The following is a 25,668-nucleotide window of genomic DNA, read 5'->3' on the forward strand; positions in this document are numbered from 1 at the left end:
GAGAGCAGTGCTCACAGACGGCGGCCGTCAGTGCTCAGATTCGAGAGCAGTGCTCACCCATCGCGGCCGTCAGTGCTCAGCCTCGAGAGCAGTGCTCACACCCGGGCGACGGTCAGTGCTCGTTTCGAGAGCAGTGCTCACCCCTGGCGACGGTCAGTGCTCGTTTCGAGAGCAGTGCTCACCCCTGGCGACCGCCAGTGCTCGTTTCGAGAGCAGTGCTCACCCCCTGGCGGCCGTCAGTGCTCAATCTCGAGAGCGGTGCTCACGCTCAGCGGCGAGCACCGCTCAAGGTCGGGAGCACTGCTCGCGAATAACTGCGCCGGCGCGCTCTCGACCGAGAGCACCGCTCACGCACGGCGGTGTGCACCGCTCAGAGTCGAGAGCACTGCTCGCGAATACTTCCAGCGCGACGCTCCCAACCGAGAGCGCCGCTCTCCAACCCGCCGAGCGCACCGCTCACCGGCGCCGGCAACCGCCGGGGCTCAAAGCTCGCGGACCTTCCCACCATCAACCTCGAGCCGGCGGCCCACATGCACGGCGTCGAGCATCCGCCGATCGTGCGTCACCAACAGCAACGTCCCCGGGTACTTGTCCAGCGCCGCCTCGAGCTGCTCGATCGCCGGCAGGTCGAGGTGGTTGGTCGGCTCGTCCAGCACCAGCAGGTTCACCCCACGCGCCTGCAGCAGGGCCAGCGCCGCGCGCGTGCGTTCACCCGGCGAAAGGGTCGCGGCGGACCGCAGCACGTGCGCGGCCTTGAGCCCGAACTTGGCCAGCAGCGTGCGGACGTCGGCGTCGGGCAGCTCCGGCACCTCGCGTGCGAACGCGTCGGCGAGCGGGACGTCGCCGAGGAACAACCGCCGTGCCTGGTCGACCTCGCCGACGACGACGCCGGGCCCGAGTGCCGCGTCGCCGTCGTCCACGGGCAGCCGTCCCAGGAGAGCGGCGAGCAGCGTCGACTTGCCCGCGCCGTTCGCGCCGGTGATGGCGACCTTGTCCGCCCAGTCGATCTGCAGGTCGACCGGCCCGAGCGTGAACCCGCCGCGCCGGACCACCGCGCCGCGCAGGGTCGCGACGACCGCGCCCGCCCGCGGGGCCGCGGAGATCTCCATCCGCAGCTCCCACTCCTTGCGCGGCTCCTCGACCACGTCCAGGCGCTCGATCATCCGGTCGGTCTGCCGGGCCTTCGACGCCTGCTTCTCGGTGGCCTCGGTGCGGAACTTGCGGGCGGCCTTGTCGTTGTCGGGCTGCTTCCGGCGGGCGTTCTTGACGCCCTTCTCCATCCACGCCCGCTGCATCCGCCCGCGGGCTTCGAGGGAGGACTTCGTGTCGGCGTACTCCTCGTACTCCTCACGCGCGTGCCGGCGCGCGACCTCGCGTTCTTCGAGGTAGGCCTCGTAGCCACCGCCGTAGACGTTGACCTGCTGCTGCGCGAGGTCCAGCTCGACGACGCGGTCGACGGTCCGGGCCAGGAACTCGCGGTCGTGGCTGACCAGGACGGTCGCCGACCGCAGCCCGGACACGAACCGCTCCAGCCGGGCCAGCCCGTCCAGGTCGAGGTCGTTGGTCGGCTCGTCGAGCAGGAAGACGTCGTAGCGGCTCAGCAGCAGCGACGCGAGCCCGGCGCGCGCGGCCTGCCCGCCGGAGAGCGACGTCATCGGCTGGTCCAGGTCGACGGCGAGCCCCAGGTCGGCGGCCACTTCGGCGGCCCGCTCGTCGAGGTCGGCGCCGCCCAGGTCGAGCCAGCGGTCCAGCGCCACGGCGTAGCGGTCGTCCGCGCCGGCTTCCTCCGCGGTGAGGGCTTCGGTCGCCGAGTCGAGGTCCGCCTGTGCGGCCGACACGCCGGTGCGCCGGGCCAGGAAGGCGCGCACCGACTCGCCTTCGCGCCGCTCGGGCTCCTGGGGCAGGTGCCCGACGGTCGCGGTCGGCGGGTTCAGCCGGATCTCGCCGTCGTCGGGTTTCGCGAGCCCGGCCAGCGTCCGCAGGAGCGTCGACTTGCCGGCGCCGTTGACGCCGACCAGGCCGACGACGTCGCCGGGCGCGACGACGAGATCGAGGCCGGAAAAGAGGATGCGGTCACCGTGGCCCGCGGCCAGGTCCTTCGCGACGAGAGTTGCGCTCATGAGGTGGTCAAGTCTACGGGCACGTGCTGAACTGTCAGATCATGGTCAAAGGCACCGACTGTGTGTGTCCGGTGGCGCTTTGATCACTCAGTGTGGGTAACCTGTTCGGTTGTCGATACCCCCGCACAGTGAGGTGAAACAGCATGGGCGAATCCGCTCCCCCGGTCACCCTCGGCCGCAGGCCGAAACCGAGGGAAGGCCGCCCATCCGCGCCCCGGCCCACGGTGAGCCGGCGGCGCGAGGTCAGCCACGCCAGCGCGCGGTCGCTGCTGATGACCGTGCTCGGCGAGTACACGCTGCCGCGCGACACGCCGGTCTGGACGTCGATGCTGGTCGAGGTGCTCGGCATCCTCGACATCGAGGAGAAGTCGGCGCGGCAGGCGCTGGCCCGCTCCGCCGCCGAGGGCTGGATGGTCTCCGAGCGCGTCGGGCGTCGGGTGCGCTGGTCGCTGACGCCGCCGGGCCGCCGCCTCCTGACCGAGGGCGCCGAGCGGATCTACGCGTTCGGCCGCGAAGAGCGCCCCTGGAACGGCCAGTGGCTGATGCTCATCGTCTCCGTGCCCGAGGCCAAGCGCGACCTGCGGCACCGCCTGCGCACGCGACTGACCTGGGCAGGCTTCGGCTCGCCCGTCGCCGGCGTGTGGGTCAGCCCGGACCTGAGCCGCCAGCGGGAAGCCGAGCAGATCGTCAACGAGCTCGGGCTCGACGCCCAGGCGATGTCCTTCACCGCCACCTACGGCGAGGTCGGCGAGCAGGAGACCATGGTCGCCCGGTCCTGGGACCTCACCGAGCTGAAGGACCGCTACGAGGACTTCATCGACCGGTTCACCGGCCTGCACCCGACCGGCGGCCGGGCGGTGCTGCGGGCGCAGACCGAGCTGGTCCACGAGTGGCGGCGGTTCCCGTTCCTCGACCCGCAGCTGCCCGCCGAGCTCCTGCCGGCGAAGTGGAGCGGGACGAAAGCGGCGGAACTCTTCCATCACAAACACGTCGACTGGCGCCCGGAGGCCCAGCAGTATTGGGACGACATCGTCGCCGCCGAAGAAGCAGGGTGAACATGACTCCGCAGGTCCGCCTCGACCGTGACGGCGGGCTCGCCGTCCTGACGATCGACGCTCCGCCGTTGAACCTGTACACAGCCTCGCTGCAATCGGACCTCGCCGCCGCCATCGGCTCGCTGGAATCGTCGCCCGCGCGGGCGCTGCTGATCCGCGCCGAGGGCAAGGTCGTCAGCGGTGGCGTGGACGTCTCGCTGTTCGACGCGCAGGGCTCGCCCGCCGAGGCCAAGGTGCTCTTCGACGAGATGCTCGCGGTGCCGGACCGGATCGCGGCGCTGCCGTTCCCGACGGTGTTCGCCGCCCACGGCCTGTGCCTGACCTGGGCGTTCGAGGTGGCCGTGGCGTGCGACATCATCCTCGCCGCGTCGCGCGCGAAGTTCGGGCTGGTCGAGAAGGTCGTCGGGCTGACGCCGACCATGGGCGGCACCCAGCGGCTCGCCGCGCGCGCCGGCGTCGGCCGGGCCAAGGAGTTCGTGATGACCGGCGACACGTACGACGCCGCGACTCTGGAACGCTGGAACGTCGTCAACCGCGTCCTGGCGGACGAGGGCTTCGACGCCTCTTGTCGCGAGTTCGCGCACCGGCTGGCCTCGGGACCCACCCAGGCCCACGCGGCCACCAAGCGCGTCCTCGACCACTTCTCCGCCGGCGGCGTCCCGGAGGCGAACGCGCACATCACGTCGATCGCCGCCGCGCTCTTCGAGACCGAGGACCTCCGCGACGCCGTGAAGTCGTTCCTCGCCGATGGGCCCGGGAAGGCGACCTTCTCCGGCCGTTAACAGTCCGTTCGGACGGCGGTTGCCGCCGTTCGGGCGTGCGCGGATCTCCCGGCACCGGGTTACATTCTATGTGGTCTAGACCACATCGTCGTCCCGCTCGTGCCGCTTGGAGAACCGCCATGAGACGCACTCCCGCACGACTATGCTCCGCGCTCGCCGCCGTACTGATAGCAGCCGGCGGCGTCGCGGCGCTCGCGCCACCCGCCGCCGCGGCCGGTTCGCTGACCGCCACCCTGGCGATGAGCGGCACGACCGGCACCTACACCGTCGCCAACACCGGCACCGCGTCGGTGAGCAACTGGGCGATCACGTTCACGCTGCCCGCCGGCGTCACCGCCAGCACCGGCGAGAACGGCACGGTGGCCCAGAACGGCACCCAGGTCACGCTCACCCCGGCGTACTTCATCGCGACGCTGGCGCCGGGCCGCACCACCTACCCGTACAGCCCGACGTTCCGGCTCAGCACCGCCGCGACGCCGGCGCAGTGCCGCGTCGACAACGCGAACTGCGACGGTTCACCCGACACTCCCCCGAGCGCGCCGGCGAACCTGCGGCTGGTCGCGAAGACGACCAAGACGGTCGCGCTGGCCTGGAACGCCTCGACCGCCGGCTCGCTGCCGGTGACCGGCTACGACGTGTACCAGGGCACCTCGCTGACCGCGTCGGTGACTGGGACGAGCGCGACCGTGGGTGGTCTTACGCCGGGTACCGCGTACTCGTTCACGGTCAAGGCCAAGGACTCGAAGGGGACGACTTCACCGGCGAGCGCCGCGCTGGTCGTGACCACCAACAACCCCGCCGACGACACTTCTCCGCCTTCCGCACCGGGTTCCCTGCGCTCGACCGCGGCCGACGCGACTTCGGTGTCGCTCACGTGGACCGCGGCGACCGACAACACCGGCGTCGTCAGCTACGACGTCTACCGCGGTTCCACGCTCGCCACCACGGTGACGACCACGGGCGCGGTCGTGACCGGTCTGGCACCGTCCACTTCGTACACCTTCACGGTGCGCGCCCGGGACGGCTACGACAACGTTTCCGCCGCCGGCAACGCGGTTTCCGTGAAGACCGGCGACATCGTGTCGGGCTACGCGAAGGTCGGCTACTTCGTGCAGTGGGGCATCTACGGGCGCCAGTACTTCGTGAAGAACCTCGAGACGTCGGGCGCGGCGGCGAAGCTGACACACCTGCTGTACGCGTTCGAGAACATCGACCCGGTGAACCTGACGTGCCTATCCGGCGTCACGAAGGGCACGACGGCGAACCCGCAGGACCCCAACCAGGGTGACGGCGCGGGCGACGCCGAAGCCGACTACTCGCGGCCGTTCTCGGCGGCGCAATCGGTGGACGGCGTGGCCGACACGGGCTGGGAGTCGTTGCGCGGCAACTTCAACCAGCTCAAGAAGCTCAAGGCGAAGCACCCGAACCTGAAGGTGCTGGTCTCGCTGGGCGGCTGGACGTATTCGAAGTACTTCTCCGACGTCGCTGCCACGGACGCGTCGCGCAAGAAGTTCGTCGCGTCGTGCCTCGACACGTGGATCAAGGGCAACATCGCGTCCTACGGCGGCGCGGGCGGTCCGGGCACGGCGGCCGGCATCTTCGACGGCATCGACCTCGACTGGGAGTGGCCGGCGAGCGCCGACGGCCACCCGGGCAACCACTGGAGCCCGAACGACAAGAACAACCTGACGGCGCTGCTGGCCGAGTTCCGCACGCAGCTCGACGCGTACGGCGCGACGACCGGCAAGCGGTACCAGCTGCACGCGTTCACCCCGGCGGACCCGGCCAAGGTGGCGGCCGGCTGGGACCTGTCGAAGGTGTTCAGCTACCTGGACGTGGCGAACGTGCAGGGGTACGACTTCCACGGGTCGGGCAGCGACAACTCGTGGGAGCCGAACCGCACCGGCCACCAGGGCAACCTGTACGCGGACGCGGACGATCCGTACAACTTCCGTTTCAGCGCGGAAGCGGCGATCAACGCTTATACGAACGCGGGCGTCGATCCACGTCGGCTGACTTTGGGGTTGGCGTTCTACGGGCGCGGCTGGCAGGGCGTGGCGGACGGCGGGAAGAGCGGCGAGTGGCAGTCGGCGACCGGTGCGGCTCCCGGGCAGTTCGCGGAGGAAGCCGGGACGCGCGGGTACGCGAACCTGGTGTCGAGCGTGCCGGGGTGCACGGTCCACCACGACACGGCCGCGGTGGCGACGTCGTGCTACACCGGCAATGGCGGCCAGTGGTGGACGTTCGACGACGCCTGGTCGATCGGGGTGAAGACGACGTGGCTGAAGCAGCGCGGCCTGCTCGGCGTGATGGCGTGGGAGATGTCGGGTGACACCGGGACGTTGATGAACGCGGTCAGCGCGGGTCTCGGCTGAGTTGTTCAGCCCGCTGAACGGAGAACGTTTTCCGTTCAGCGGGCTGAACAATTTCCGGTTCTTTTCTTCAAGAGGCAAAGAAAGGACGTTCGGCTTCTTGACGGGCGATGGTCTGGACCATGAAACTGTTCGCAGCGCGCTGCCCCGGACACCGTCGTCTCGAGGAGAGCCATGTCCCGCTTTAGAAACGTCGCCACGCTCGCCGCCCTGATCCCCCTCGCCCTGGGCTTGGTGGCGACGCCGGCCCCCGCGGCACCGGCGACGTTCACCCACCCCGGCGTGCTGGTCAGCCGCCCACAGCTGGACTTCGTGAAGAGGCAGGTCAATGCCGGCGCCCAGCCGTGGAAAGCCGCTTACGACCAGGCTGCGGCGAGCTCCTACGCCTCCCTTTCGCGGACGCCGAAACCGCGTGCGGTCGTCGAATGCGGGTCGTATTCGAACCCGAATTACGGGTGTACCGACGAGCGGGAAGACGCGATCGCGGCGTACACGGACGCACTGATCTGGTACATCTCCGGCGACGCCCGTTACGCACAGAAGGCGATCGCGTTGATGGACGCGTGGTCGGCGACGATCACGAGTCACACCAACAGCAACGCGCCCCTGCAGACGGGCTGGGCGGGCTCGTCCTGGCCCCGCGCGGCGGAGATCATCAAGTACACGTACACGAGCTGGCCGAACTCGGGCCGCTTCGGCACGATGCTGCGCAATGTGTACCTGAACAAAATCATCAACGGCAGCAACAGCAACGGCAACTGGGAACTGTCCATGATGGAGGCTGCGGTAGGGATCTCGGTGTTCCTGGAGGACAAGACGAACTTCGACAAGGCGGTAACGCGTTACCGCAACCGCGTCGCGGCTTACGTCTACCTACCGTCCGACGGCGCGCTGCCCAAGACGGTCCCCGGCAGCGGCCTGTCTTCGCGTGACCAGATCGTGGGCTATTGGCAGGGCCAGGGAACGTTCGTGGACGGCCTGACCCAGGAGACCTGCCGCGACTTCACCCACACGGGCTACGGAATCGCCTCGATCGCGGACGTGGCGGAGACGCTGCGCATCCAGGGCCAGGACGTGTACGGAACGGACGTGGGCGAGCGCCTGCGCCAGGCGCTGGGGTTCCAGTCGAAGTACCAGCTGGGCACGGCGGTGCCGTCGTGGCTCTGTGGTGGCAGCCTGAAGCTGGGCCTGGGCCCGGTGACGGAGGTGGGCTTCAACGCGCTGCACACGCGCCTGGGCATCGCGATGACGAACACGCAGACGTTGACGGAGCGCCAGCGCCCGGCGGGCTCGAACAACCTGTTCGTGGCATGGCAGACGCTGACCCACGCCGGCAACGCTGCGTGAGGCTTGTCGATCCGCCTGACATGTTTCCGCAGGTCAGGCGGATCGAGGCCCCGCGTGCAGGGCCGTTCGGCGGGCACGCTAAAGTACTTCTCACGCACTCAGCGAGTGCGGGTCCGGGCTGTGGCGCAGTTTGGTAGCGCACTTGACTGGGGGTCAAGGGGTCGCAGGTTCAAATCCTGTCAGCCCGACCGGATCAGCCACGTTCACGCAGGTGGACGTGGCTTTTTTCATTCCCGAGGTAGCTCCGGACGCGACTCGGCCCCGGGGCTGCCTGCCCGGGCCGATCACCACGCCCCCATGCTCGCCTGCGAAAGTCGCAGCGTCGAGCACTTCCGCAACCTCGTCGAGGCGGTCCGGAACAGGTGCCCGACACGAATGACTGAAGGAGAGAGATGTTCGCACTTGTCGTCCGTTTCGACCTCCACGACGAGGCACGAGCCGCAGAGTTCGACCGGCTGGTCGAAGAGACCGGCCGAGGTATCGCCGAACACGAACCCGGAACTCTCGTCTACGCGACCCACCACGTCACCGATGCGCCCCTCGCACGCGTCTTCTACGAGGTCTACCGAGACCGGGAAGCGTTCGACGAACATGAACGCCAGCCCCACACGCGACAGTTCCTCACCGAACGACACAAGTACGTGAAGTCGACGCGGGTCGAGTTCATAACACCTGCCACGACCAAGGGACTGCCTGCTGACGGCTGATGCCGGTACCGAACTGGACCGGACGATCGTCTTTCACCACATACGACAGGCGCCAGATTCAGTCCTGCGCCGCTTCAGTGGATAGCTCCGGTGGTGCCTGCAGGTCGTGGGCGCGGAACAGGACGGCGTGCTCAACGCCCATGGCCTTGCCGCTCATCGCGGCGAACTGCGGGATGAAGTCCGCGGGGGCCGGGTGGTCCGGGAGCGCGGCCAGGTACGCGGCGTGCGCCTCGAGCGAGGCGACGCCGCGGCGCAGCGGTTCCCCGGTGACGTCGACCCCGTGGGTCGCGTCCGTGATGCCGGGGATGAGGTACCAGCGCACAGAGTGCGGTTCGAGGTCCTCGTCGACCTGCTCCGGGAAGACCCACCGGTTGCCCGCGTCGCGGATCGCGTCGAGCGTGGCGAGCCCGGCCGCGCGGTGGTCGGCCTGGTCGAAGCCGTAGGGCGTTTCGACTTCGAACCCGGTGCCGAACACGACGTCGGGTTTGAACCGGCGGATCTCCCGGCAGATGTCCCGGCGCAGGTCCAAGCCGTAGACGAGCACCCCGTCCGGATGCTCCAGGATCGTCAGGTGCTCGACGCCGACGACGGCGCAAGCAGCCTGCTGCTCGGCGACGCGCAGGCGAGCCGTCTCCTCAGGAGGGTTCGGCATCCCGGCTTCGCCGCGGGTGAGCAGCAGATAACCGACCTCAATGCCACGCGCGGTCCAGCGAGCGACGGCCGCGGACGTGCCGTACTCCATGTCGTCAGGGTGGGCGACGACGCAGAGCACGCGCCGGAAGGACTCCTCGGGGAGAGCAGGCAACGTCATGGCGGCCATCATTCCGCATCCAGAGGTCCCTCTTTTGCAGATCGACCGGCTCGACACCGGGTCGAGCCGGCTCCGTGGCGAATACCCGGCGAACCTAGGCCAGCTCGAGAAGCACCTCGCGGTGCAGCTCCGCCTCAACTCACGGGCCGGGCAACCCGACCAGCGGCAAGGATCTCCTGGCGGCGGGCGCGGCCTTTCGCGAGCCCCGGGCATCGTTCGACGGCATACCCCGAGACATTTGCCTGACCCCGCCGACGTCGGCGGGTGCGGAACCCGGGCTGAGCTCCGGCGCCCTGCCCACCGTCACCCGCTCGGGCAGTTGCACCGAGGACGCAGTGACCAGGCAGCGAAATCGCCTCTTCCCAGCGAGCTCCCAGCGGACGTATAGTCGGCCTCGCAAACACTTCGGGTACCGGAACATACGGGAGCCTAAATGTCCGTTCGCGACACCGCGACCTTCGACGAGCCGGGGCCGGACGCCACCCTCGGCGAGGTCCTCCTCGCCCTGGGCGGGCGGCTCACCCGGCTCCAGACGGAACTGCTGGCGGGCCTCGAGCAGCCGCTCACCATCCGGCAGTACCGGATCCTGTCGCGGGTCGGGGCCGGGCACACGTCGCTCACCGCGTTGTGCAAGCTGGCGCACCGCAACCCGTCGACCATGTCGGAAAGCGTCGACAAGCTGGTCAACCAAGGGTTCCTGTCCCGCCGTCCGTCGGCGACGAGCCGTCGCACCATGCAGCTGGACCTGACCGCCCGAGGGGTCGACGCCCGCGACGCCGCGCGGCGGGCGCTCGACAAGTTCACCGCCGAACTCACCTCGGGCCTCACTCCCGAGGTCCGCGAACAGCTCCTGCCCACCCTCGCCCACCTCTACCACGGCGTCCAGGGCAACCTCGACGACCGGTAGCCGACGAAGACCCGAGGGGGGTCGCAGAGCGCACCACACCGGGTTCCAACCGCTGGTCCAAGCCACAAGGAGGTGGCCCGCCATGCCCCCGTCCCCCGCTACGTCGTCCCACTCGCTGCTCGGCCGGCTCGACGAGTCGGCGTTCACCCCACGACACCTCAGGATCTACGTCACCGTCCTTTTGGGACACTTCCTGTGCGGGTTCGTCATCAACCTGACCGGCGTGATCCTGCCGGGCGTCATCAAGTCGTTCCACCTCACCAGCGCGTCGGCGGGAGTGTTCTCCTCCGCGCTGTTCGCCGGCATGCTCGTGGGCGCCGCCGTCGCCGGCACCGTGTCCGACCGGTACGGCCGGAAGGTGCCGCTGGCCATCACCCTCATGGTTTACGCGCTCTTCTCGCTGGCCGCGGTGTTCGCGCCCAGCTTCGGCGCCCTCGTCAGCTTCCGGGCCCTGCAAGGGATCGGGCTCGGTGCGGAGATCGCCGTGGTGCTGCCCTACATCGCGGAGTTCGTGCCGTCCCGCCACCGCGGTCCGCTCGTCACCGCGGCGACGGCCGCCTGGCTGATCGGCCTGCCGACGGCGGCCGCGGTCGGCACCGCCGTCGTGCCGGTGTTCGGCTGGCGGGCGATGTTCGTGATCGCCACCGTGCCCGTGCTCGTCGGGGTCTTCATGCTGACCACGCTGCCGGAGTCGGTGCGCTACCTGCTGCGCCGCGGCCGCCTCGACGACGCGAGGGCGATCGTCGGGACCCTCTGCCGCGGCGCCGGCACGACCGTACCCACCGAGTACCACGAAACACCCGTGACCCATGGCACCGTGCGCACGCTCGTCGCCCGGCACTACCTGCGCTACACCATCGCCATCTGGTTCATGGAGGTCTGCGCCGGGGCGTTCCTCTACGGGCTTTCGAGCTGGCTGCCCTCGGTCCTCGAGGGTCAGGGCGTGAGCCTGCTCAAGAGCTTCGGCTACACGGCGATCATCACCACGGCCGGCGTGGTCGGCGCGCTCCTCGCCGGGCAGCTGATCAACCGGATCGGCCGCCGGGTGGTGCTCGGCGGCGGGTTCGTCCTCAGTGGACTGTTCTGCCTGGCCTGGGGAACCACGTCCGCCACCGGCGCGGTGATCCTGCTCGGCTCGCTGGCGACCTTCTTCGGCAGCGGCCTGGCCGGCAGCACGCTCTTCGCCTACGCCAGCGAGCTCTACCCGACCGCGAGCCGCGCGACCGGGCTCGGCTGGGCCGCCGCGTGGCAGAAGGTCGGCGGCCTCGTCATGCCGGTGCTGGTCGGGTTCGTCCTGGCCATGCACACCTCGCAGTTCCTGTTCTTCCTGCTCTTCGGGATCATCTCGGTCCTCGCCGGGATCGCCGCGCTGGTGGCGACCTTCGAGACCCGCGGCCGCACCGTCGAGCAGATCACCCAGGAGATCACCGGGTCGCAGGCGATGACCGACCCGGCGATGGCCCGCTCCTGACCCACTCACCACACCGTGGAGGAACGATGACGATCGACCACGCCCCGGCACCCGCCGGAGCGGGCCTGTCCCCCGAGGATCGCGCGGAGCTGCGGCTGCGGCACCGCAAGATCCGCGACGCGATGGCCGAGCAGGGCCTCGACGTCGTGCTCGCCTACGGCCCGGCCTGGCGGCGGGAGAACATCCGCTACTTCACCGACGTGACCCCCGCCGGCAGCGCCGCGCTCGTCGTGTTCCCGGCCGAAGGCGACGCCGTCGCGTTCTCGACCCGGCCGTCGGACCTCACGGCGTTCACCGCGCAGGGCTGGGTCGACGACGCTCGCCGACTCGATCCGGCGAACCCGGCGGAGCTGGGGTCGGTCCTGAAGGACCTTGCGCCGCGGCGCATCGGGATCGCCCACCACGAGCTCGTGCCGCTCGTGCTCATGGAGACGATCCACGCCGCGGCACCAGGCGCCGAAGTCGGATCCGCGACGGCACTGCTCGACCACGCCCGGCTCGTGAAGAGCGATTGGGAGCTGGCTCGCATGCGTCGCAGCGCCGTCGTGTGCGCGGCCGGCTGGGAAGCCTTCGTGGACGTGCTCGAACCGGGGCTGCCCGAGTACCGGATCGTCGCCGAGGTCGAGGCGCGGTTGAAGAACCTCGGCGCCGAGGACAACTTCATGCTCATCGCCTCGGGCCGCGACGAGGTCCGCGGCATGACCCCGCCGGGCGACCGCCTGCTGGAAGCCGGCGACATGGTCCGCACCGAGCTGACGCCCAAGATGGACGGCTACTGGCTGCAGATCTGCCGCTCCGCCGTGGTGGCCAAGGCCGACGACGGGCAGCGCAAGTCGTTCGACCTGTTCGACGAAGCCGTCGAAGCCGGCATCTCGGTGGTACGGCCGGGGATCACCGCCCACGAGGTCGCGGTGGCGCAGAACGACGTGTTCCGCAAGTACGGCTACGGCGAGTACTGCTCGAGCCAGTACACCCGCGTGCGCGGTCACGGCCACGGCCTGCACCTCGACGAGACGCCGATCATCGAGGGCAACCACACGGTGCTCCCCGAGAACTCCGTGTTCATCATCCACCCCAACACCTACACGCCGCTGGCCGGCTACCACGTGCTCGGCGACCCGGTGCGGGTGACCGCCGACGGCTGCGAAGTGCTGATCACGACCGAACGCAAGCTGTTCGAGACAGGAGACCTGGCGTGAAACGAGGTTTGCACGTACTCGATCCCGCGGAGATCCCGGACCAGGAGTGGCGGGAGCGCGTCTCCACGCTGCAGCGCACCATGACCGCCCAGGGCATCGACGTCGCCCTCGTCTACGCCGACGTGTCGCGCTCCGACGACCTCGCCTACCTGACCAACCTCTGCCTCTACTGGAACGAGGGAGTGCTGGCGATCCCCGCCGAAGGGCCCGTCACGTTCCTGACGAAGCTCTCGCTGCGCGTCCAGAACTGGATGAAGGCCTCGTCGACGGTCACCGAGTTCAGTGGTGGCAAGAACTTCGCCGACCTCGTCGCCAAGTACCTGCTGGGCGAGAAGAACGGCACCGTCGGCTTGGTCGACGCCGCGCTGTGGCCCGCCGACGTGGCCGGCGAGATCGTCGCCGCGGTGCCCGGCTGGGAGGTCCGCCGCCTCGGCGGGCTGGTGCGCGAACAGCGGCTGGTGCCCTCGACAGCCGAGGTGGAACTGCTGCGCGCGGCCGGCCGGATCCTGGACGACGCCGCGGCGAAGGCGACCGTCCAGGGCAGCACCGCCGGCAGCCGCGTCGAGACCGTGGAACGCGCGTTGCGCGGCGGTGGGTTCCTCGACCTCTACCCAACCTCACTGTCTACATCAGACGGTGTGACGTCGTTCGGCGTCACCGGGCAGTACCGCATGAACTGGGTGCACTCCAGCCTTGTGCTCGGCGACGGCACCGGCTGGCCCGGCGCGCTCGAAGCAGCCCTCGCGAAGGCGATCGCCGCGGCCAAGTCCGGTGCCACGGTCGGCGCCCTCGCCGAAGCCGCCGCACCCGCGTTGGCGAAGCTGCCGGACGGCGCGAAGGCCGAGGTCCGCTGGGTCAACCAGGCCGACCTGTCCACCGGCGGCGAGTTCCGCACCCAGGACCCCGCCACCGTGCTGGCCGACGGCGAGGCGGGCGCGGTGTCCGTGGAAGTCGCGTTCGCCGACGGCGGCCACGCGGCCGTGGCCGAAACCGTCCGCGTCACCGACGGCGAACCCGAACACCTGACAGGAGCACAACGGTGAGAATCCTTTCCAACAGCGACATCGAGCAGGTGCTCACCGCCGGCGAAACACTCGACGCGCTGGAGACCGCGTACCGGGAACTCTCCTCCGGACAGGGCGCCAACCGACCGCGCAACCACACCTACTTCCCGGTCGAGGACAGCCGCCACCCCGGCTTCCGCTTCCGGTTCAAGTCGCAGGAAGGCGGCAACGTCTCCAGCGGCGTGTGGGCGCTGCGGATCACCTCCGACATCGCGGGCGTCGAAACGCTGCCCAGCGGCGTGCAGCGACGGCGGCTCATCCCGGCCGCACCCGGCGGCCGGTACGTCGGGCTCGTCACGCTCTACAGCCTGACCACCCTCGAACCACTCGCCATGATGCACGACAGCTTCATCCAGAAGATGCGCGTGGGCGCCACCTCCGCGCTCGGCATCCGGGAGCTGGCCGCCCCGGACGCGACCGTCGCCGGCATGTTCGGCTCCGGCTGGCAGGCCGAGGCGCACCTGGAGTGCCTCCTGATGGTGCGCCCCGGCATCGAAGAGGTCCGCGTCTACAGCCCCACGGCCGAGCACCGCGAGGAGTTCGCGCGGGTGTGGAGCGAGCGGACGGGCCGCAAGATCGTGGCCGTCGACGAACGACGCGACGCGGTGGCCGGCTGCCAGATCGTCACGTGCGCGACCGCGGCCATGGAGGCCTGCTTCGACGGCGCCTGGCTCGAGCCCGGCACGCACGTCACCGCGATCACCTCGCCCGATGGCACGGCCACCCGGCGCGAGCTCGACGACACCACCTTCGACCGGGCGGCCCGCATCACCGTGCTCTCGCGGGAGCAGGTCCACCACGACAAGCAGTACGACATCCTCGGCCCGGTCGAGCGCGGCCTCAAGTCGTGGGACGACATCCGCGAACTGGGCAACCTGCTGCTGGGTGACGCGCCCGGCCGCACGAGCCCCGAGGACATCACCGTGTTCGCCAACAACACCGGCATGGGTGTGCAGTTCGCGGCCGTGTGCGCGCGGGCGCTCGCGCTGGCCGAGGAACGCGACCTGGGGCACACCGTGCCGACCGACTGGTTCCTGGAGGAGACAAGCCCCTGACCGGGCGCGAGGCACCACCGGAACTTCGAGCGGAGACGCATCATGGGCAGTGAACATCGCGTCGGGGGCAAGGTCATCACCTTCGGCGAAAACGTGAACACCGACGTCATCATCCCCGGCCGCTACCTCGTCAGCATCGACCCGGCGGAGCTCGCCGAGCACGCCTTCGAGCCGCTGGGGCCGGAAACGCAACAGCGGCTGCGCGCCAGCGACGTCGTCGTCGCCGGCCGCAACTTCGGCTGCGGCAGCGCGCGGGAGCAGGCGGCCACGTGCCTGATCGGCGCCGGGATCAAGGCGGTCGTCGCGGCTTCCTTCTCCCGCGTGTTCTTCCGCAACGCGATCAACACCGGGCTCGTCGCGGTCGAGTCGCCCGCCGCGGCTGAGGCGGCCGCGGACGGCGGCGAGATGTGGGTCGACTACGACGCGGGCACGGTCGAAACGGGCGGGCAGACCTTCCCGTTCAGTCCGTACCCCCCGGTGCTGCGGGAGATCATGGCCGACGGCGGCCTGATCCCGCACCTGATGGCGAGCTCCACGACGGGAGGGAAGAAGTGACCGGCAAGACCTTCGCGCAGAAGGCGATCGAACGCGCTTCCGGGGTCGCGGACCTCGCACCGGGGCAGATCGTCGACGCGTACCCGGACCTGTACATGAGCCACACCGCGAGCTGGCGCTGCATCCGGACGCTCGAAAAGATGGGCGTCGAGCGGCTCTACGACGTGGACCGCGTGGCGATGGTGATGGACCACCTCTCCCCCGCCATGAACGCGAAGACGGCCGCGGACCACGCGTTGTGCCGCGAGTTCGCGAAGAAGCTGGGCGTGAAGAACTTCTTCGACGTCAACAGCGGCATCGCGCACATCGTGCTGATGGAGCACGGGCTCGTGCGGCCCGGCCAGTTCATCATCGGCACCGACTCGCACTCCACGATCTACGGCGCGCTGGGCGCGTTCGGCACCGGTGTCGGCTTCAGCGAGATCACCGCCGCGTGGGTCACCGGCAAGCTGTGGGTCAAGGTGCCGGAGTCGGTTCGCGTGGTCATCGACGGCGACCTCGCCCCGGGCGTCCACGCCAAGGACGTGATGCTGAAGCTCATCGGCGACCTCGGTGCCGACGGGCTCACCTACGACTCGGTCGAGTTCTCCGGCTCCTACGTCGCGGGCATGTCCGTGTCGGAGCGCATGACGTTCTGCAACCTGGCGATGGAGATGGGCGCGAAGAACGCCTTCGTGGCCCCGGACGACACCACGCTCGCCTACCTCGACGAGGCCGGGGTGCCGCGTGCCGAGCTGGACGTCCTCCTGCCGGACGAGGACGCGACCTACCGGGCCACCGTCGGCCTCGACGGACCGTCGCTCGCGCCGCAGATCGCGGTGCCGCACACGGTCGACAACGTCGTCGGCGTCGGCGACGTCGCCGGCACCAAGCTCGACCAGGTGTTCATCGGCTCGTGCGCCAACGCCAAGTACGACGACCTCGTGATCGCGGCCGACGTGCTCGCCGGCCACCGCGTCGCACCCGGCCTCCGGCTCATCGTGACACCGGCGTCGGCGAAGATCATGGCGCAGGCGTCGGACAGCGGTGTGCTCACGAAGCTGATCCAGGCCGGCGCGATGATCACCAACCCGGGCTGCGGCGCGTGCGCGGGCAGCGGCGGCGCGATGGCCGACGGTGAGGCCACGCTCTCGACCGCCAACCGCAACTTCCAGGGCCGCATGGGCAGCTACGACTCGAAGATCTTCCTTTCGAGCCCGGCGACGGCCGCGGCCTCGGCGATCCGCGGGGTCATCACCGACCCGCGTGAGATCATGGCGAAGGCGGTCCTCGCGTGAACCTCGTCGAGAAGATCCTCGCCCGCGCGAGCGGCCGCGAATCGGTGGAACCGGGCGAGATCGTGGTCGCGAAAGTCGATCGGCTGCTCATGCACGACCTGTCCGGCTACCTCACGTCGCAGGTGTTCGAGAAGCGCGTGAACACGCCCATTCCCGACCCCGAGCGGGCGGTGATGGTGTTCGACCACCACTTCGCCCCGCCCACCGAGCAGCAGGCCGACGTGCTGCGGCACAACCGGGAGTGGGCGCGCAAGCACGGCCTCACGCTCTACGACTGCGGGAACGGCAACCTGCACCACGCGGCCGTCCGCAACGGGCACATCAAGCCCGGCATGATCGTGGTCGGCTCCGACAGTCACACGCCCGTGCACGGCACGCTGGGCGCCCTCGCCGTGGCACTGGGCAACGACTCGCACGCCGGAACCGTGCTGCCGTACGGGAAAGCGTGGTTCAAGGTGCCCGAGACGACGCGGGTCCGCCTCGAAGGCACGCCGAAGCCGGGCGTCACGCCGCGCGACGTCGCGCTGTGGCTCGTCGGCCGCATCGGCGAGGGCGAGCTGAACTACCGGGCCGTGGAGTTCGGCGGCTCGTACGTGCGCGGACTGTCCTTCTGGGACCGGTGGCTGTTCCCGCTGCTGTGCGTGGACCTCGGCGCCAAGTGCAGTTTCGTCGAACCGGACGAGGTGACCGAGGCGTTCGTGCGCACGCTCCCCGGCACCGGGCCGGACCTGCTGGTGCGCGGCGACGGCGAGGAAGCGGCTCAGGTACTGCGCTTCGACGTCGCCGAGGTGGTCCCGCAGGTCGCGTGCCCGCCGACCGTGGGCAACGTCAAACCGGTCACCGAGGTCGCGGGCACCCCGATCCAGTACGCGGAGCTGGGCGGCCACGGCGGCGGCCGGCTCGAAGACTTCCGCGCGGCGGCCGAGGTGCTGGCCGGGCGCCGGGTGCACCCCGACCTGCGGTTCCACCTCGTGCCCTCCAGCCGCGAGGTGTTCGCCGAGGCGGCCCGGGAAGGACTGGTGCTCGCGCTGCACGAGGCGGGGGCGATGTGGTTCCCGCCGAGCACGGGCTCGAACCAGGCCTACAACATGGGCGCGCTGGCCTCGGACGAGGCGATGATCTCCACGCACGCCCGCAACTTCCCGGGGCGCAACGGCAGTCCCGACGCGTCGATGTACCTGGCGTCGTCCGAAACCGTCGCCGCGTCGGCCGTCGCCGGGGTCATCGCCGGCCACGGCGTCCGGTCAGGAGGGAACTCGTGAAGTTCGAAGGCCGCTGCTGGCGGTTCGGGGACAACATCCCGACCGACCGGCTCGTGAAGACGCAGTACGTGTTCGAACCCATGGACGTGCTCGTGCAGCACGTGCTGGAGGACCTCAACCCGGAGTTCCCGAAGCACGTGCAGCCCGGTGACATCGTGTTCGCCGGCAAGCACTTCGGGCAGTCCTCGGGCCGCGCGATCGCCACCAAGGCACTGCAGGCGACCGGGATCGGCTGCGTGGTCGCGGAGACGTTCGCGCGGACGTTCTACCGCAACTGCTTCGAGATCGGGTTGCCCGCGCTGGAGATCGGGCTCAACCCCGGCCTCGCGACCGACGGCGACCGGGTGCGGGTCGACCTCGCGGCGGGCGAGTTCACCAACCTCACCACCGGGGTGATGGTGCGTGGTGCCGCCGCCGACCCGTTCCTCGTCGACATGCTCGACGCCGGAGGTTTGATCAGCTTCGCGAAGAGCCGGCCGGAGGTGTTCCGCTAGGACGGGGGCCGTTGCCCGTTGAGTCACAGACCGTGGCCGTTCGGGCAACCCGCCACCGACCCGTACAGCAGCCGTGGCGACATTGCTATCCTCCCGCCGAGTGATCTCTTTCGAGGGGACGTGAGCGCATGACGGCCGGGGGTTTCGAGGTCGGGACGGACGACCTGGTGGCGATGGCGTGACCGACCCGAACGACTGGGCGGCCGCGTTCGCGGCGAAGGCGCAGCGCTACCAGGCCGCGCAGGAACAGACCGAACGCCTGCGGTCGACCGCGAAGAGCGGCGACGGCGCGGTGAGCGTGACGGTGGGCGCGGACGGCACGATCACCGATCTGACGTTCGGCAGCAAGGTGCAGTCGTTCCCGCTGGACGAGCTGTCCCGGACGATCCTCACCACCATGCGCCGGGCGCAGTCCGGCATCGCCGAACGCGTCGCCGGGGTGATGGCCGAGCAACTCGGCGACGAAGACCGCGAAACCCGCGCCGAACTCCTCGACACCCTGCGCGGCCGGTATCCCGGCCCGGACGAACCGGACGAGCTGCCCACGGCGCCCGAATCCGGCCCGCCGGCACCGTCCGAGAACAACCCCTGGTGATTCGGTTCACGCAGAGCGTCGGAAAGGTCGCGTAGTGAGCAACCCGCTGGTCGCGGAAACCAAGGACTCCACCAAGGCGTACTCAGGCATCTCCCTGCTGGAGTCCGCCGCCGACCTGAAATCCGCAATCGAAAGCGGCGATTGGGCATCCGTGGCGATGGGCGCGGTCGGCACCGCCCTCGACGCGTTGTCGATGGCGATGGACCCGTTCGGGGCGATCCTCGCTGCCGGGGTCGGCTGGCTGATCGAGCACGTCGGCCCGTTGAAGGAAGCCCTGAACGGTCTCACCGGCAACGCTGATGAGATCGCCGCGCAGTCGGAGACCTGGAAGAACGTCGCGACCGAACTGGGCAGCGTCGGGGAAGACCTCACCGGCATGGTCAAGGCCGACACCGCGTCCTGGACCGGGAACGCCGGCGACAATTACCGGCAACGCGCACAAGACACCGTCACGCTGCTGGAAACCGCACAAAAGGGCTGCGAAGGCGCCTCCAGCGGCGTGAAGACCGCCGGTGAGGTCGTCGCCGCGGTGCGGGCCTTGGTGCGGGACATCATCGCCGAGCTGATCGGGCACTTGATCAGCTGGGCGCTGCAAGTCGTGTTCACCCTGGGCATCGGGATGACCTGGGTGGTGCCGCAGGTGATCGGCGCCGTCGCGAAGACCGCCTCGAAGATCGCGGACCTGGTCAAGCGACTGGTCACCGCGCTCAAAGCGCTGGTCCCGCTGCTCAAGCGGGCCGGTGACTTGTTCGGCGACGCAGCCAAGGCGTTGAAGAACATCAAGCCCGGCAAGGCCGCGCCACCGGCCAAGAACATCGACATCAAGGGCAACCCCAAAGGCCTGGACGGACCGAACGGCAAGGGCGGCCCCGACGCACCTCCCCCGAAGACCGACCCGCCACCGAAGGGCGACGACAGCACCACCACCTCCGGCGCCAAGGGCGACAACACCACCACCTCCGGCGACCACACCCCGCCCAAGACCGACCCGCCGCCCGCGTCCAAGGGCCCCGACGACACGCCGTCCCCGAACGGCAACACCACGCCCTCCGGCGGTGGCAAGGGCCCGGGCGGCGGCAAGCCGACAGACGGCGGGGGCAAGCCGAAGGACGGCGGGCTGGCCGACCACAACGGCGCGCCCAAGGAGAACTCGACCCCGACCGACTGCCGCCCGGGCAGCGGCGACCCGATCGACATGACGACCGGGCGGATGATGCTCGCCCAGACCGACGTCGAGATCGAGGGCGTCCTGTCCCTCGTGCTGGACCGCAGCCACTTCTCCGGCTACCGCAGCGGTGTCCACTTCGGACGGTCCTGGGCCTCGACCGCCGACCAGCGCCTGGAAACCGGCGACGACCGCGTCGACTTCGCCGTCGAGGACGGCACCCTGCTCGTCTACCCGGTCCCGGGCGCCGCGGCTGTCACACCGGTGGACGGCCCGTGGTGGCCCCTGCGGCGGCTCGGCGACGAGTACGTCCTGGACCAGCCGGATCTCGGTCGCTCCCTGCACTTTCCCGCGGGCAGGGACACCGGCTGGCTGGCCGCGATCTCCGACGCCGACGGCAACCGGATCACCTTCGACCGCGACGCGCACGGCGTCCTGCGCGAGGTCCGGCACTCGGCCGGGCACCGCGTCGCGGTGACCACGGTGGACGGCCGGATCACCGAGCTAGCCTCCGTCGGCGCGCACGACGACGACCGCCTCACCCTCGCCCGTTTCGCCTACGACGAGCGGGCCCACCTGGTCGAGGTGGTCAACTCGTCCGGCCGGCCGTACCGGTTCACCTACGACGAACGCGGCCGCATCTCCGGCTGGCAGGACCGCAACGGCTGGGGCTACGAGTTCACCTACGACGAACGCGACCGCTGCGTCCGCGGCACCGGGCCGCGCGGGGTCCTCGGCTACACCTTCGCCTACGACCGGGAAAACCGCGTCAACCGCGCCACCGACTCGCTCGGGCACACCACCACCTACGAGCTGAACGAAGAGTTCCAGCTCGTCCGGGAGACCGATCCCCTCGGCGGCGTCACGGTCTACGAGTGGGACCGCCACGACCGGCTGCTCGCCTGCACCGACCCGCTGGGCCGCGTCACCCGCTACGGCTACGACGAGCACGGCAGGCGCACGTCGGAGACCCGCCCGGACGGCAGCGTGCGCAGCGTCCGCTTCGACCCGCGGGGTCGCCCGCAAGCGGCCGTCGAGCCGGACAGCGCGGTCTGGGCGTACGACTACGACGACGCCGGCCGGCTCGTCGCGACCACCGACCCGATGGGCGGGATCCGCCGCTACGGCTACGACCCGCGCGGGGCGCTCAGCTCGTTCACCGACGAAGAGGGCCGCACCACCGGGATCGAATGCGACGCCCTGGGCAAGCCCCGGACGGTGCTCGACCCCGCCGGCGGCCGCACGTCCTACACCTACGACCGGCTGGGCCGCATCGAGTCCGTCACCGACCCCACGGGCCACACGACGACGTACGCCTGGACGGTCGAAGGCGAGCTGTGGAAGCGCATCGCCCCGGACGGCTCCGTGGAGCGCTTCACCTACGACGGCGAGGTCAACGCGATCGAGCGCACGGACGCCACCGGCGCCGTCACCCGCACCGACTTCGGGCCGTTCGACCTGCCCGTCTGCGAGATCGCCCCGGACGGCAGCCGCACCCGGTTCGAGTACGACACCGAACTGCGGCTCGTCTCGGTCACCAACGCCGCCGGCGCGCAGTGGCGGATCGACCACGACGCGGCCGGGCGGGTCGTGCGGGAGACGGACTTCGACGGCCGGGTCGTCACCTACCGCCGCGACGCCGCCGGGCAGCTCCTGGAAAGCACCCCGGCCACCGGGGCCCCGACGACGTACACGTGGGACGCGCTGGGCCGGATGACCGGAAAACGCCGTGGGGACAGCGTCACGACGTACTCCTACGACGCCGCGGACCGGCTGGTGCGAGCGAAGAACGCCGACGCCGACCTCACGCTGGCCTACGACCGCCTCGGGCGCGTGGTGGCCGAAGGCTGCGACGGCCGGGAGGTCCGCTCCGGGTACGACCGCAGCGGGCTGCGGACCGCGCGCCGCACCGCGACCGGCGTCACGAGCACCTGGACCTACGACGCGGCGAGCGCGCCGGCCGAGCTGAGCACCGCCGGCCGGTCGATCCGGTTCGCGCACGACGCGGCCGGGCGCGAGGTCGGGCGCGTCTTCGGCGCGGCGACGCTGGCCCAGACCTGGGACGCCAACGACCGGCTGGTCGAACAGGTCGTCGCGGGCGCGGACGGGCAGCCGCGGCAGCGGCGCGCGTACCACCACCGGGCGGACAGCGTGCTCGCCGGCGTCGACGACCTGCTTTCCGGCCGTCGCGAGTTCGCCTTGGACCGGCTGGGCCGCGTCACCGGGCTGCGCCGGCCGACGGGCAGCGAGCGCTACGCGTACGACGCGCTGGGCAACGTCACCGTCGCCGACTGGACCGCGCCCCACCCCGCCGCGGGTTCCCGCGAGTACGCCGGGACGCAGGTCCGGCGCGCCGGCGACGTCCACTACCGCTACGACGAGCTGGGCCGCCTGACCGGGCGGCAGCAGCCGGGCGGCGAGTGGGCGTTCGCGTGGAACGCCGACGACCGGCTCGAGCGCGTGCGGACCCCGGACGGGGGCGAGTGGCACTACGCCTACGACGCGCTGGGCCGTCGCGTGGCCAAGCGCCTGCTCGGGCCGGACGGCACGACGGCCGCCGAGACCCTGTTCGTCTGGGACGGGATCGTCCCGGCCGAGGAGATCGTCACGACGGCGGGTGCGCCGGCGCGGGTCACGACGTGGGACTGGGAGCTGGACCGGCCGGTGCCGGTGAGCGTGCTGGACCGCCGGTCCCGCGCGGACGGCGGCGTCGACGAGCAGTTCCACGCCGTCGTCGCCGACCTGGTCGGCAGCCCGGCGGAACTGGTGGACGAGGCGGGCCGGATCGCCTGGCACGCGGCGCAGACGCTGTGGGGCGTGGAAACCGCGGCCGCGGCGCCGACGCCGTTGCGGTTCCCGGGCCAGTACTTCGACGCCGAGACGGGCCTGCACTACAACGTGAACCGGTACTACGAACCGGAAACGGGCCGCTACATCAGCCCGGATCCGATCGGCCTCGGCGGCGGCACCAACCCGCACGCCTACGTCCGCAACCCGACCGGCTGGCTCGACCCGGTCGGGCTCAAGGGCAAGAAGTGCAAGGGCGGCAAGGCGAACAACCCGGTGCTGGGCAACAACCGCCCCGGCCAGCCGGTCTTCCACGGCAACGCGAACGTCCCGGTGACGGAGATCAGCGACAAGAAGTTCGTCGGCATCCTCGAAAACCTCGCCGCCGGCCGCGGCGAAGGTTCACGCCGGGCGAAGGAGCTGCTGAAACAGATGCAGGAAGGCCGCGGCTGGCAGCAGACGGCGGGCATCCACCAGGGCGGCCTGGGCGGAGCCGCGGGTGGCGCCGACCCGAGGCCCCACATCACGGTCAGCGTCGGCGGCCGCGGGTACCACGTGCACGTCGGGGGTTCGAACGGGAACCTGTTCGCGCAGGACATCACGCCCAACCCGATCCGCTGAGCGGGAACCGGACGAGCGACTCGCAGCGAGGGCGGGTCGCTCCGCCGGCCGGTGACGACGAGGCGCTCGCAGTCCCGCGGGTCAGACGTCGGCGGCGGGACCGGTGCGGTGCCGGCGTAGCCGTCCTCTTCCGTGTTGTGCACCGGGAAGCGGCCCTGCCAGATGGTGCCCCGGTGCTCTCCCCCGGGGTCAGCTCGTCGCCCCACGGAAACCGCGACTGCTCCAAGCCGCCGCGCGGGGCGTACCAGCCCTTGCGCGGCAAGCGTCATTTCCGCGATGGAGAAAATAGGCTCCCGGCACGCGCTACCCGAGAGCACCCGATCAGGGCTGATTCCGCACACGATGGCGTGACCCCGCGAGTCGGAACGGCCGGACTGTGCCTGCGGGTCCGCAGAGTACGTCCGGTGATGAACAACTCGATGGACGACGCGGGCTGCTGCCTGCTGTCGGTGGCCTGGAACGTCGCCCCGCTGACCGAGGGGCGGCCGGACTCCCGGCGCGGCGACCTCCGGCGCACGGTCGTGGCGGTGTGCCGCGCGGCCGGGCACGGTGCCCGTGACTGGGCCACGCGGAACGGGGCCGGCGCCGAGGCCGAGTACCGGCCGTTCCTGCAGCTCGCCGACGTCGCCTACGAGATCGCCACGTTGCTGCAGCTGGTCGAGGACTTCCTCGTGCCGGACCTGGAGCGCGAGCACCGCCGGTGGGCCGAGATCGAGGAGCTGACCGGGCGGTTGACGGAGCTCGCCGACTGGACGTCGTCGTTCCTGAGCTTGTCAGGGTCCGCCTTACGCGCGTAAGGTCCTTCCTGACAAGGGAGGTCCTGATGGCTGTGATCGCACGGTGTTCGTTCTGCGCGAAGCCGAACACGGAAGTCGACACGCTCGTCGGCGGTCCGGGGGTGTTCATCTGCGACGGGTGCGTCCAGCTGTGCGTCTCGGTGATCGAGGGCAAGCCGAGCGACGCGCCGCTGATCGCGCCGTGGGAGCACGACCTGCCGATCGAGCAGGTGCTGCAGAACCTCGGCCCGGTCGCGGCGGCGACCGCGCAGGTGCAGCAGAACCTGGCCGCCTGGGTCGGCAAGGCGCGCACCCTGGGCGGCACGTGGGCGCAGATCGGCGAGGCGCTGGGGATGACCCGCCAGTCGGCGTGGGAGCGCTTCTCCGGCGAGGCTTAGAGTTTGACGCCCACGCCGGCGTAGAGGCCGTCCTCTTCGGGATCGACGACGGCGGCGAGCCGGTCCGGCCGCCAGTTCGCGGAGGTGGTCAGCCCGGGTTCGACGAGCTCGAAGCCGTCGAAGAGGGCGAGCACCTCGTCACGCGAGCGCGGGTAGATGTGGTCCTGCGTCGACCGCATGGTCTCGGCGATCTTGGGGTCGCGCAGGACGGCGAAATCGTTGGTGAGATGGGTGAGCGCGAGGTGGCTGCCGGGCGCGAGCGCGTCCCGGTAGGTGCCGAACACTCCGCGGACGTCCGGCAGGTAGTGCCCGAGCGTGATGGCCAGCAGCCCGACGGGCTTCTCGAGATCGAGCAGCTTCTTCACGGACTCGGAGCCGAGAACGGCGGCGGTGTCGGTGGCATCGGCCTCGAACGCCTCGGCGTTCGGGTTGTCCTTGAGCAGCATGAGACTGTGCGCGACGGCGACGGGTTCGTAGTCGACGTAGACGACCTTGGCCGCGGGATCGACGGCCTGGGCGACTTCGTGCACGTTGCCGACGGTCGGGATCCCCGAGCCGAGGTCGAGGAACTGCCGGATGCCCTGGTCGAGCATGAACCGCACGACGCGCCGCAGGAAGGCCCGGTTCCGCCTGGCCACGGTGGCGACCTGGGGCTGGATGGCCTCGAGGCGTTGAGCGACGGCCCGATCGGCGGCGAGGTTGTGGGCCCCGCCGAGCAGGTAGTCGTAGATGCGCGCGGCGCTGGGCCGCGAAAGGTCGGCATCCGGCGGGATCCAGTCCGCGCCTTCCTGGTCGGTCATCGCTTCCCCTCGAATCGGCTCGGCTCACCTTAGCGAGGTACGAGCGGA

General features: G+C 70.3%; 21 protein-coding genes and 1 tRNA gene. 19 read left to right on the plus strand and 3 right to left on the minus strand.

Annotation, left to right across the window (positions count from 1 at the left end; genetic code table 11):
* Positions 1-482: 482 nt before the first annotated feature.
* Positions 483-2,120, minus strand: coding sequence for an ABC-F family ATP-binding cassette domain-containing protein (locus AB0M59_RS37290; protein ID WP_364624851.1), 1,638 nt, complete (start codon positions 2,118-2,120; stop codon positions 483-485).
* A 143-nt stretch (positions 2,121-2,263) separates the two neighbouring features.
* Here AB0M59_RS37290 and AB0M59_RS37295 point away from each other — a divergent pair, with 143 nt between their 5' ends.
* The 6 genes from AB0M59_RS37295 (at position 2,264) to AB0M59_RS37320 (ending at position 8,383) form a co-directional block, all read left to right on the plus strand.
* The gene (locus tag AB0M59_RS37295; RefSeq protein WP_364624853.1) at positions 2,264-3,175 is read left to right on the plus strand and encodes a PaaX family transcriptional regulator C-terminal domain-containing protein; all 912 of its coding nucleotides are present in this window, start codon (positions 2,264-2,266) and stop codon (positions 3,173-3,175) included.
* Between the two features lie 2 nt (positions 3,176-3,177).
* On the plus strand, positions 3,178-3,957 hold the full coding sequence (locus AB0M59_RS37300) for an enoyl-CoA hydratase/isomerase family protein (protein ID WP_364624855.1): 780 nt from the start codon (positions 3,178-3,180) through the stop codon (positions 3,955-3,957).
* Between the two features lie 119 nt (positions 3,958-4,076).
* Entirely contained in the window at positions 4,077-6,332 is a 2,256-nt protein-coding gene (locus tag AB0M59_RS37305; RefSeq protein ID WP_364624857.1) for a glycosyl hydrolase family 18 protein, read from the plus strand.
* A gap of 171 nt (positions 6,333-6,503) precedes the next feature.
* On the plus strand, positions 6,504-7,676 hold the full coding sequence (locus AB0M59_RS37310) for an alginate lyase family protein (protein ID WP_364624858.1): 1,173 nt from the start codon (positions 6,504-6,506) through the stop codon (positions 7,674-7,676).
* Positions 7,677-7,790: 114 nt separating this feature from the next.
* Positions 7,791-7,864, plus strand: a tRNA-Pro gene (locus AB0M59_RS37315).
* Positions 7,865-8,068: 204 nt separating this feature from the next.
* Complete coding sequence (locus AB0M59_RS37320; protein ID WP_364624860.1) at positions 8,069-8,383, plus strand: antibiotic biosynthesis monooxygenase; 315 nt, start codon at positions 8,069-8,071, stop codon at positions 8,381-8,383.
* A 58-nt stretch (positions 8,384-8,441) separates the two neighbouring features.
* Here the strand turns inward: AB0M59_RS37320 and AB0M59_RS37325 are convergent, their stop codons facing one another.
* On the minus strand, positions 8,442-9,203 hold the full coding sequence (locus tag AB0M59_RS37325; protein WP_364624907.1) for a PIG-L deacetylase family protein: 762 nt from the start codon (positions 9,201-9,203) through the stop codon (positions 8,442-8,444).
* 424 nt (positions 9,204-9,627) lie between these two features.
* Here AB0M59_RS37325 and AB0M59_RS37330 point away from each other — a divergent pair, with 424 nt between their 5' ends.
* The 13 genes from AB0M59_RS37330 (at position 9,628) to AB0M59_RS37390 (ending at position 24,820) form a co-directional block, all read left to right on the plus strand.
* Positions 9,628-10,101: a MarR family transcriptional regulator gene (locus AB0M59_RS37330; RefSeq protein WP_364624862.1), complete on the plus strand. Its 474-nt coding sequence runs from the start codon at positions 9,628-9,630 to the stop codon at positions 10,099-10,101.
* An 82-nt stretch (positions 10,102-10,183) separates the two neighbouring features.
* Positions 10,184-11,572, plus strand: coding sequence for an MFS transporter (locus AB0M59_RS37335; protein WP_364624864.1), 1,389 nt, complete (start codon positions 10,184-10,186; stop codon positions 11,570-11,572).
* Between the two features lie 26 nt (positions 11,573-11,598).
* Positions 11,599-12,771 (plus strand): Xaa-Pro peptidase family protein, encoded by a 1,173-nt coding sequence (locus AB0M59_RS37340; RefSeq protein ID WP_364624866.1) that lies wholly within the window; start codon positions 11,599-11,601, stop codon positions 12,769-12,771.
* Complete coding sequence (locus AB0M59_RS37345) at positions 12,768-13,814, plus strand: aminopeptidase P family N-terminal domain-containing protein (protein ID WP_364624868.1); 1,047 nt, start codon at positions 12,768-12,770, stop codon at positions 13,812-13,814. Before AB0M59_RS37340 ends, AB0M59_RS37345 begins: the two co-directional genes overlap by 4 nt.
* Positions 13,811-14,890, plus strand: a complete 1,080-nt coding sequence (locus AB0M59_RS37350; RefSeq protein WP_364624870.1) for an ornithine cyclodeaminase family protein — start codon at positions 13,811-13,813, stop codon at positions 14,888-14,890. Before AB0M59_RS37345 ends, AB0M59_RS37350 begins: the two co-directional genes overlap by 4 nt.
* A 42-nt stretch (positions 14,891-14,932) precedes the next feature.
* On the plus strand, positions 14,933-15,445 hold the full coding sequence (locus AB0M59_RS37355) for a 3-isopropylmalate dehydratase (RefSeq protein WP_364624872.1): 513 nt from the start codon (positions 14,933-14,935) through the stop codon (positions 15,443-15,445).
* On the plus strand, positions 15,442-16,722 hold the full coding sequence (locus tag AB0M59_RS37360; protein ID WP_364624874.1) for an aconitase/3-isopropylmalate dehydratase large subunit family protein: 1,281 nt from the start codon (positions 15,442-15,444) through the stop codon (positions 16,720-16,722). The genes AB0M59_RS37355 and AB0M59_RS37360 overlap by 4 nt, the downstream gene beginning before the upstream one ends.
* The gene (locus tag AB0M59_RS37365; protein WP_364624876.1) at positions 16,719-17,984 is read left to right on the plus strand and encodes an aconitase family protein; all 1,266 of its coding nucleotides are present in this window, start codon (positions 16,719-16,721) and stop codon (positions 17,982-17,984) included. Before AB0M59_RS37360 ends, AB0M59_RS37365 begins: the two co-directional genes overlap by 4 nt.
* Complete coding sequence (locus AB0M59_RS37370; RefSeq protein ID WP_364624878.1) at positions 17,981-18,478, plus strand: 3-isopropylmalate dehydratase; 498 nt, start codon at positions 17,981-17,983, stop codon at positions 18,476-18,478. The genes AB0M59_RS37365 and AB0M59_RS37370 overlap by 4 nt, the downstream gene beginning before the upstream one ends.
* 178 nt (positions 18,479-18,656) lie before the next feature.
* Positions 18,657-19,073: a YbaB/EbfC family nucleoid-associated protein gene (locus AB0M59_RS37375; RefSeq protein ID WP_364624880.1), complete on the plus strand. Its 417-nt coding sequence runs from the start codon at positions 18,657-18,659 to the stop codon at positions 19,071-19,073.
* Between the two features lie 34 nt (positions 19,074-19,107).
* On the plus strand, positions 19,108-23,646 hold the full coding sequence (locus tag AB0M59_RS37380) for an RHS repeat-associated core domain-containing protein (RefSeq protein ID WP_364624882.1): 4,539 nt from the start codon (positions 19,108-19,110) through the stop codon (positions 23,644-23,646).
* Positions 23,647-24,053: 407 nt separating this feature from the next.
* On the plus strand, positions 24,054-24,443 hold the full coding sequence (locus AB0M59_RS37385; protein ID WP_364624909.1) for a hypothetical protein: 390 nt from the start codon (positions 24,054-24,056) through the stop codon (positions 24,441-24,443).
* Positions 24,444-24,475: 32 nt separating this feature from the next.
* On the plus strand, positions 24,476-24,820 hold the full coding sequence (locus AB0M59_RS37390; RefSeq protein ID WP_364624911.1) for a ClpX C4-type zinc finger protein: 345 nt from the start codon (positions 24,476-24,478) through the stop codon (positions 24,818-24,820).
* Here the strand turns inward: AB0M59_RS37390 and AB0M59_RS37395 are convergent.
* Entirely contained in the window at positions 24,817-25,620 is an 804-nt protein-coding gene (locus AB0M59_RS37395; protein ID WP_364624884.1) for an SAM-dependent methyltransferase, read from the minus strand. The two genes, AB0M59_RS37390 and AB0M59_RS37395, sit on opposite strands and share 4 nt — an antisense overlap.
* Positions 25,621-25,668: the final 48 nt, after the last annotated feature.

The sequence above is a fragment of the Amycolatopsis sp. NPDC051371 genome (assembly GCF_040682155.1).
Lineage (GTDB): Bacteria > Actinomycetota > Actinomycetes > Mycobacteriales > Pseudonocardiaceae > Amycolatopsis.

What these genes read in the sequence shown, in the direction of transcription:
- AB0M59_RS37290 (WP_364624851.1), bottom strand. Translation starts at nt 2,120, where the DNA reads ATGAGCGCAACTCTCGTCGCGAAGGACCTGGCCGCGGGCCACGGTGAC.
- AB0M59_RS37295 (WP_364624853.1), top strand. Translation starts at nt 2,264, where the DNA reads ATGGGCGAATCCGCTCCCCCGGTCACCCTCGGCCGCAGGCCGAAACCG.
- AB0M59_RS37300 (WP_364624855.1), top strand. Translation starts at nt 3,178, where the DNA reads ATGACTCCGCAGGTCCGCCTCGACCGTGACGGCGGGCTCGCCGTCCTG.
- AB0M59_RS37305 (WP_364624857.1), top strand. Translation starts at nt 4,077, where the DNA reads ATGAGACGCACTCCCGCACGACTATGCTCCGCGCTCGCCGCCGTACTG.
- AB0M59_RS37310 (WP_364624858.1), top strand. Translation starts at nt 6,504, where the DNA reads ATGTCCCGCTTTAGAAACGTCGCCACGCTCGCCGCCCTGATCCCCCTC.
- AB0M59_RS37320 (WP_364624860.1), top strand. Translation starts at nt 8,069, where the DNA reads ATGTTCGCACTTGTCGTCCGTTTCGACCTCCACGACGAGGCACGAGCC.
- AB0M59_RS37325 (WP_364624907.1), bottom strand. Translation starts at nt 9,203, where the DNA reads ATGGCCGCCATGACGTTGCCTGCTCTCCCCGAGGAGTCCTTCCGGCGC.
- AB0M59_RS37330 (WP_364624862.1), top strand. Translation starts at nt 9,628, where the DNA reads ATGTCCGTTCGCGACACCGCGACCTTCGACGAGCCGGGGCCGGACGCC.
- AB0M59_RS37335 (WP_364624864.1), top strand. Translation starts at nt 10,184, where the DNA reads ATGCCCCCGTCCCCCGCTACGTCGTCCCACTCGCTGCTCGGCCGGCTC.
- AB0M59_RS37340 (WP_364624866.1), top strand. Translation starts at nt 11,599, where the DNA reads ATGACGATCGACCACGCCCCGGCACCCGCCGGAGCGGGCCTGTCCCCC.
- AB0M59_RS37355 (WP_364624872.1), top strand. Translation starts at nt 14,933, where the DNA reads ATGGGCAGTGAACATCGCGTCGGGGGCAAGGTCATCACCTTCGGCGAA.
- AB0M59_RS37385 (WP_364624909.1), top strand. Translation starts at nt 24,054, where the DNA reads ATGAACAACTCGATGGACGACGCGGGCTGCTGCCTGCTGTCGGTGGCC.
- AB0M59_RS37395 (WP_364624884.1), bottom strand. Translation starts at nt 25,620, where the DNA reads ATGACCGACCAGGAAGGCGCGGACTGGATCCCGCCGGATGCCGACCTT.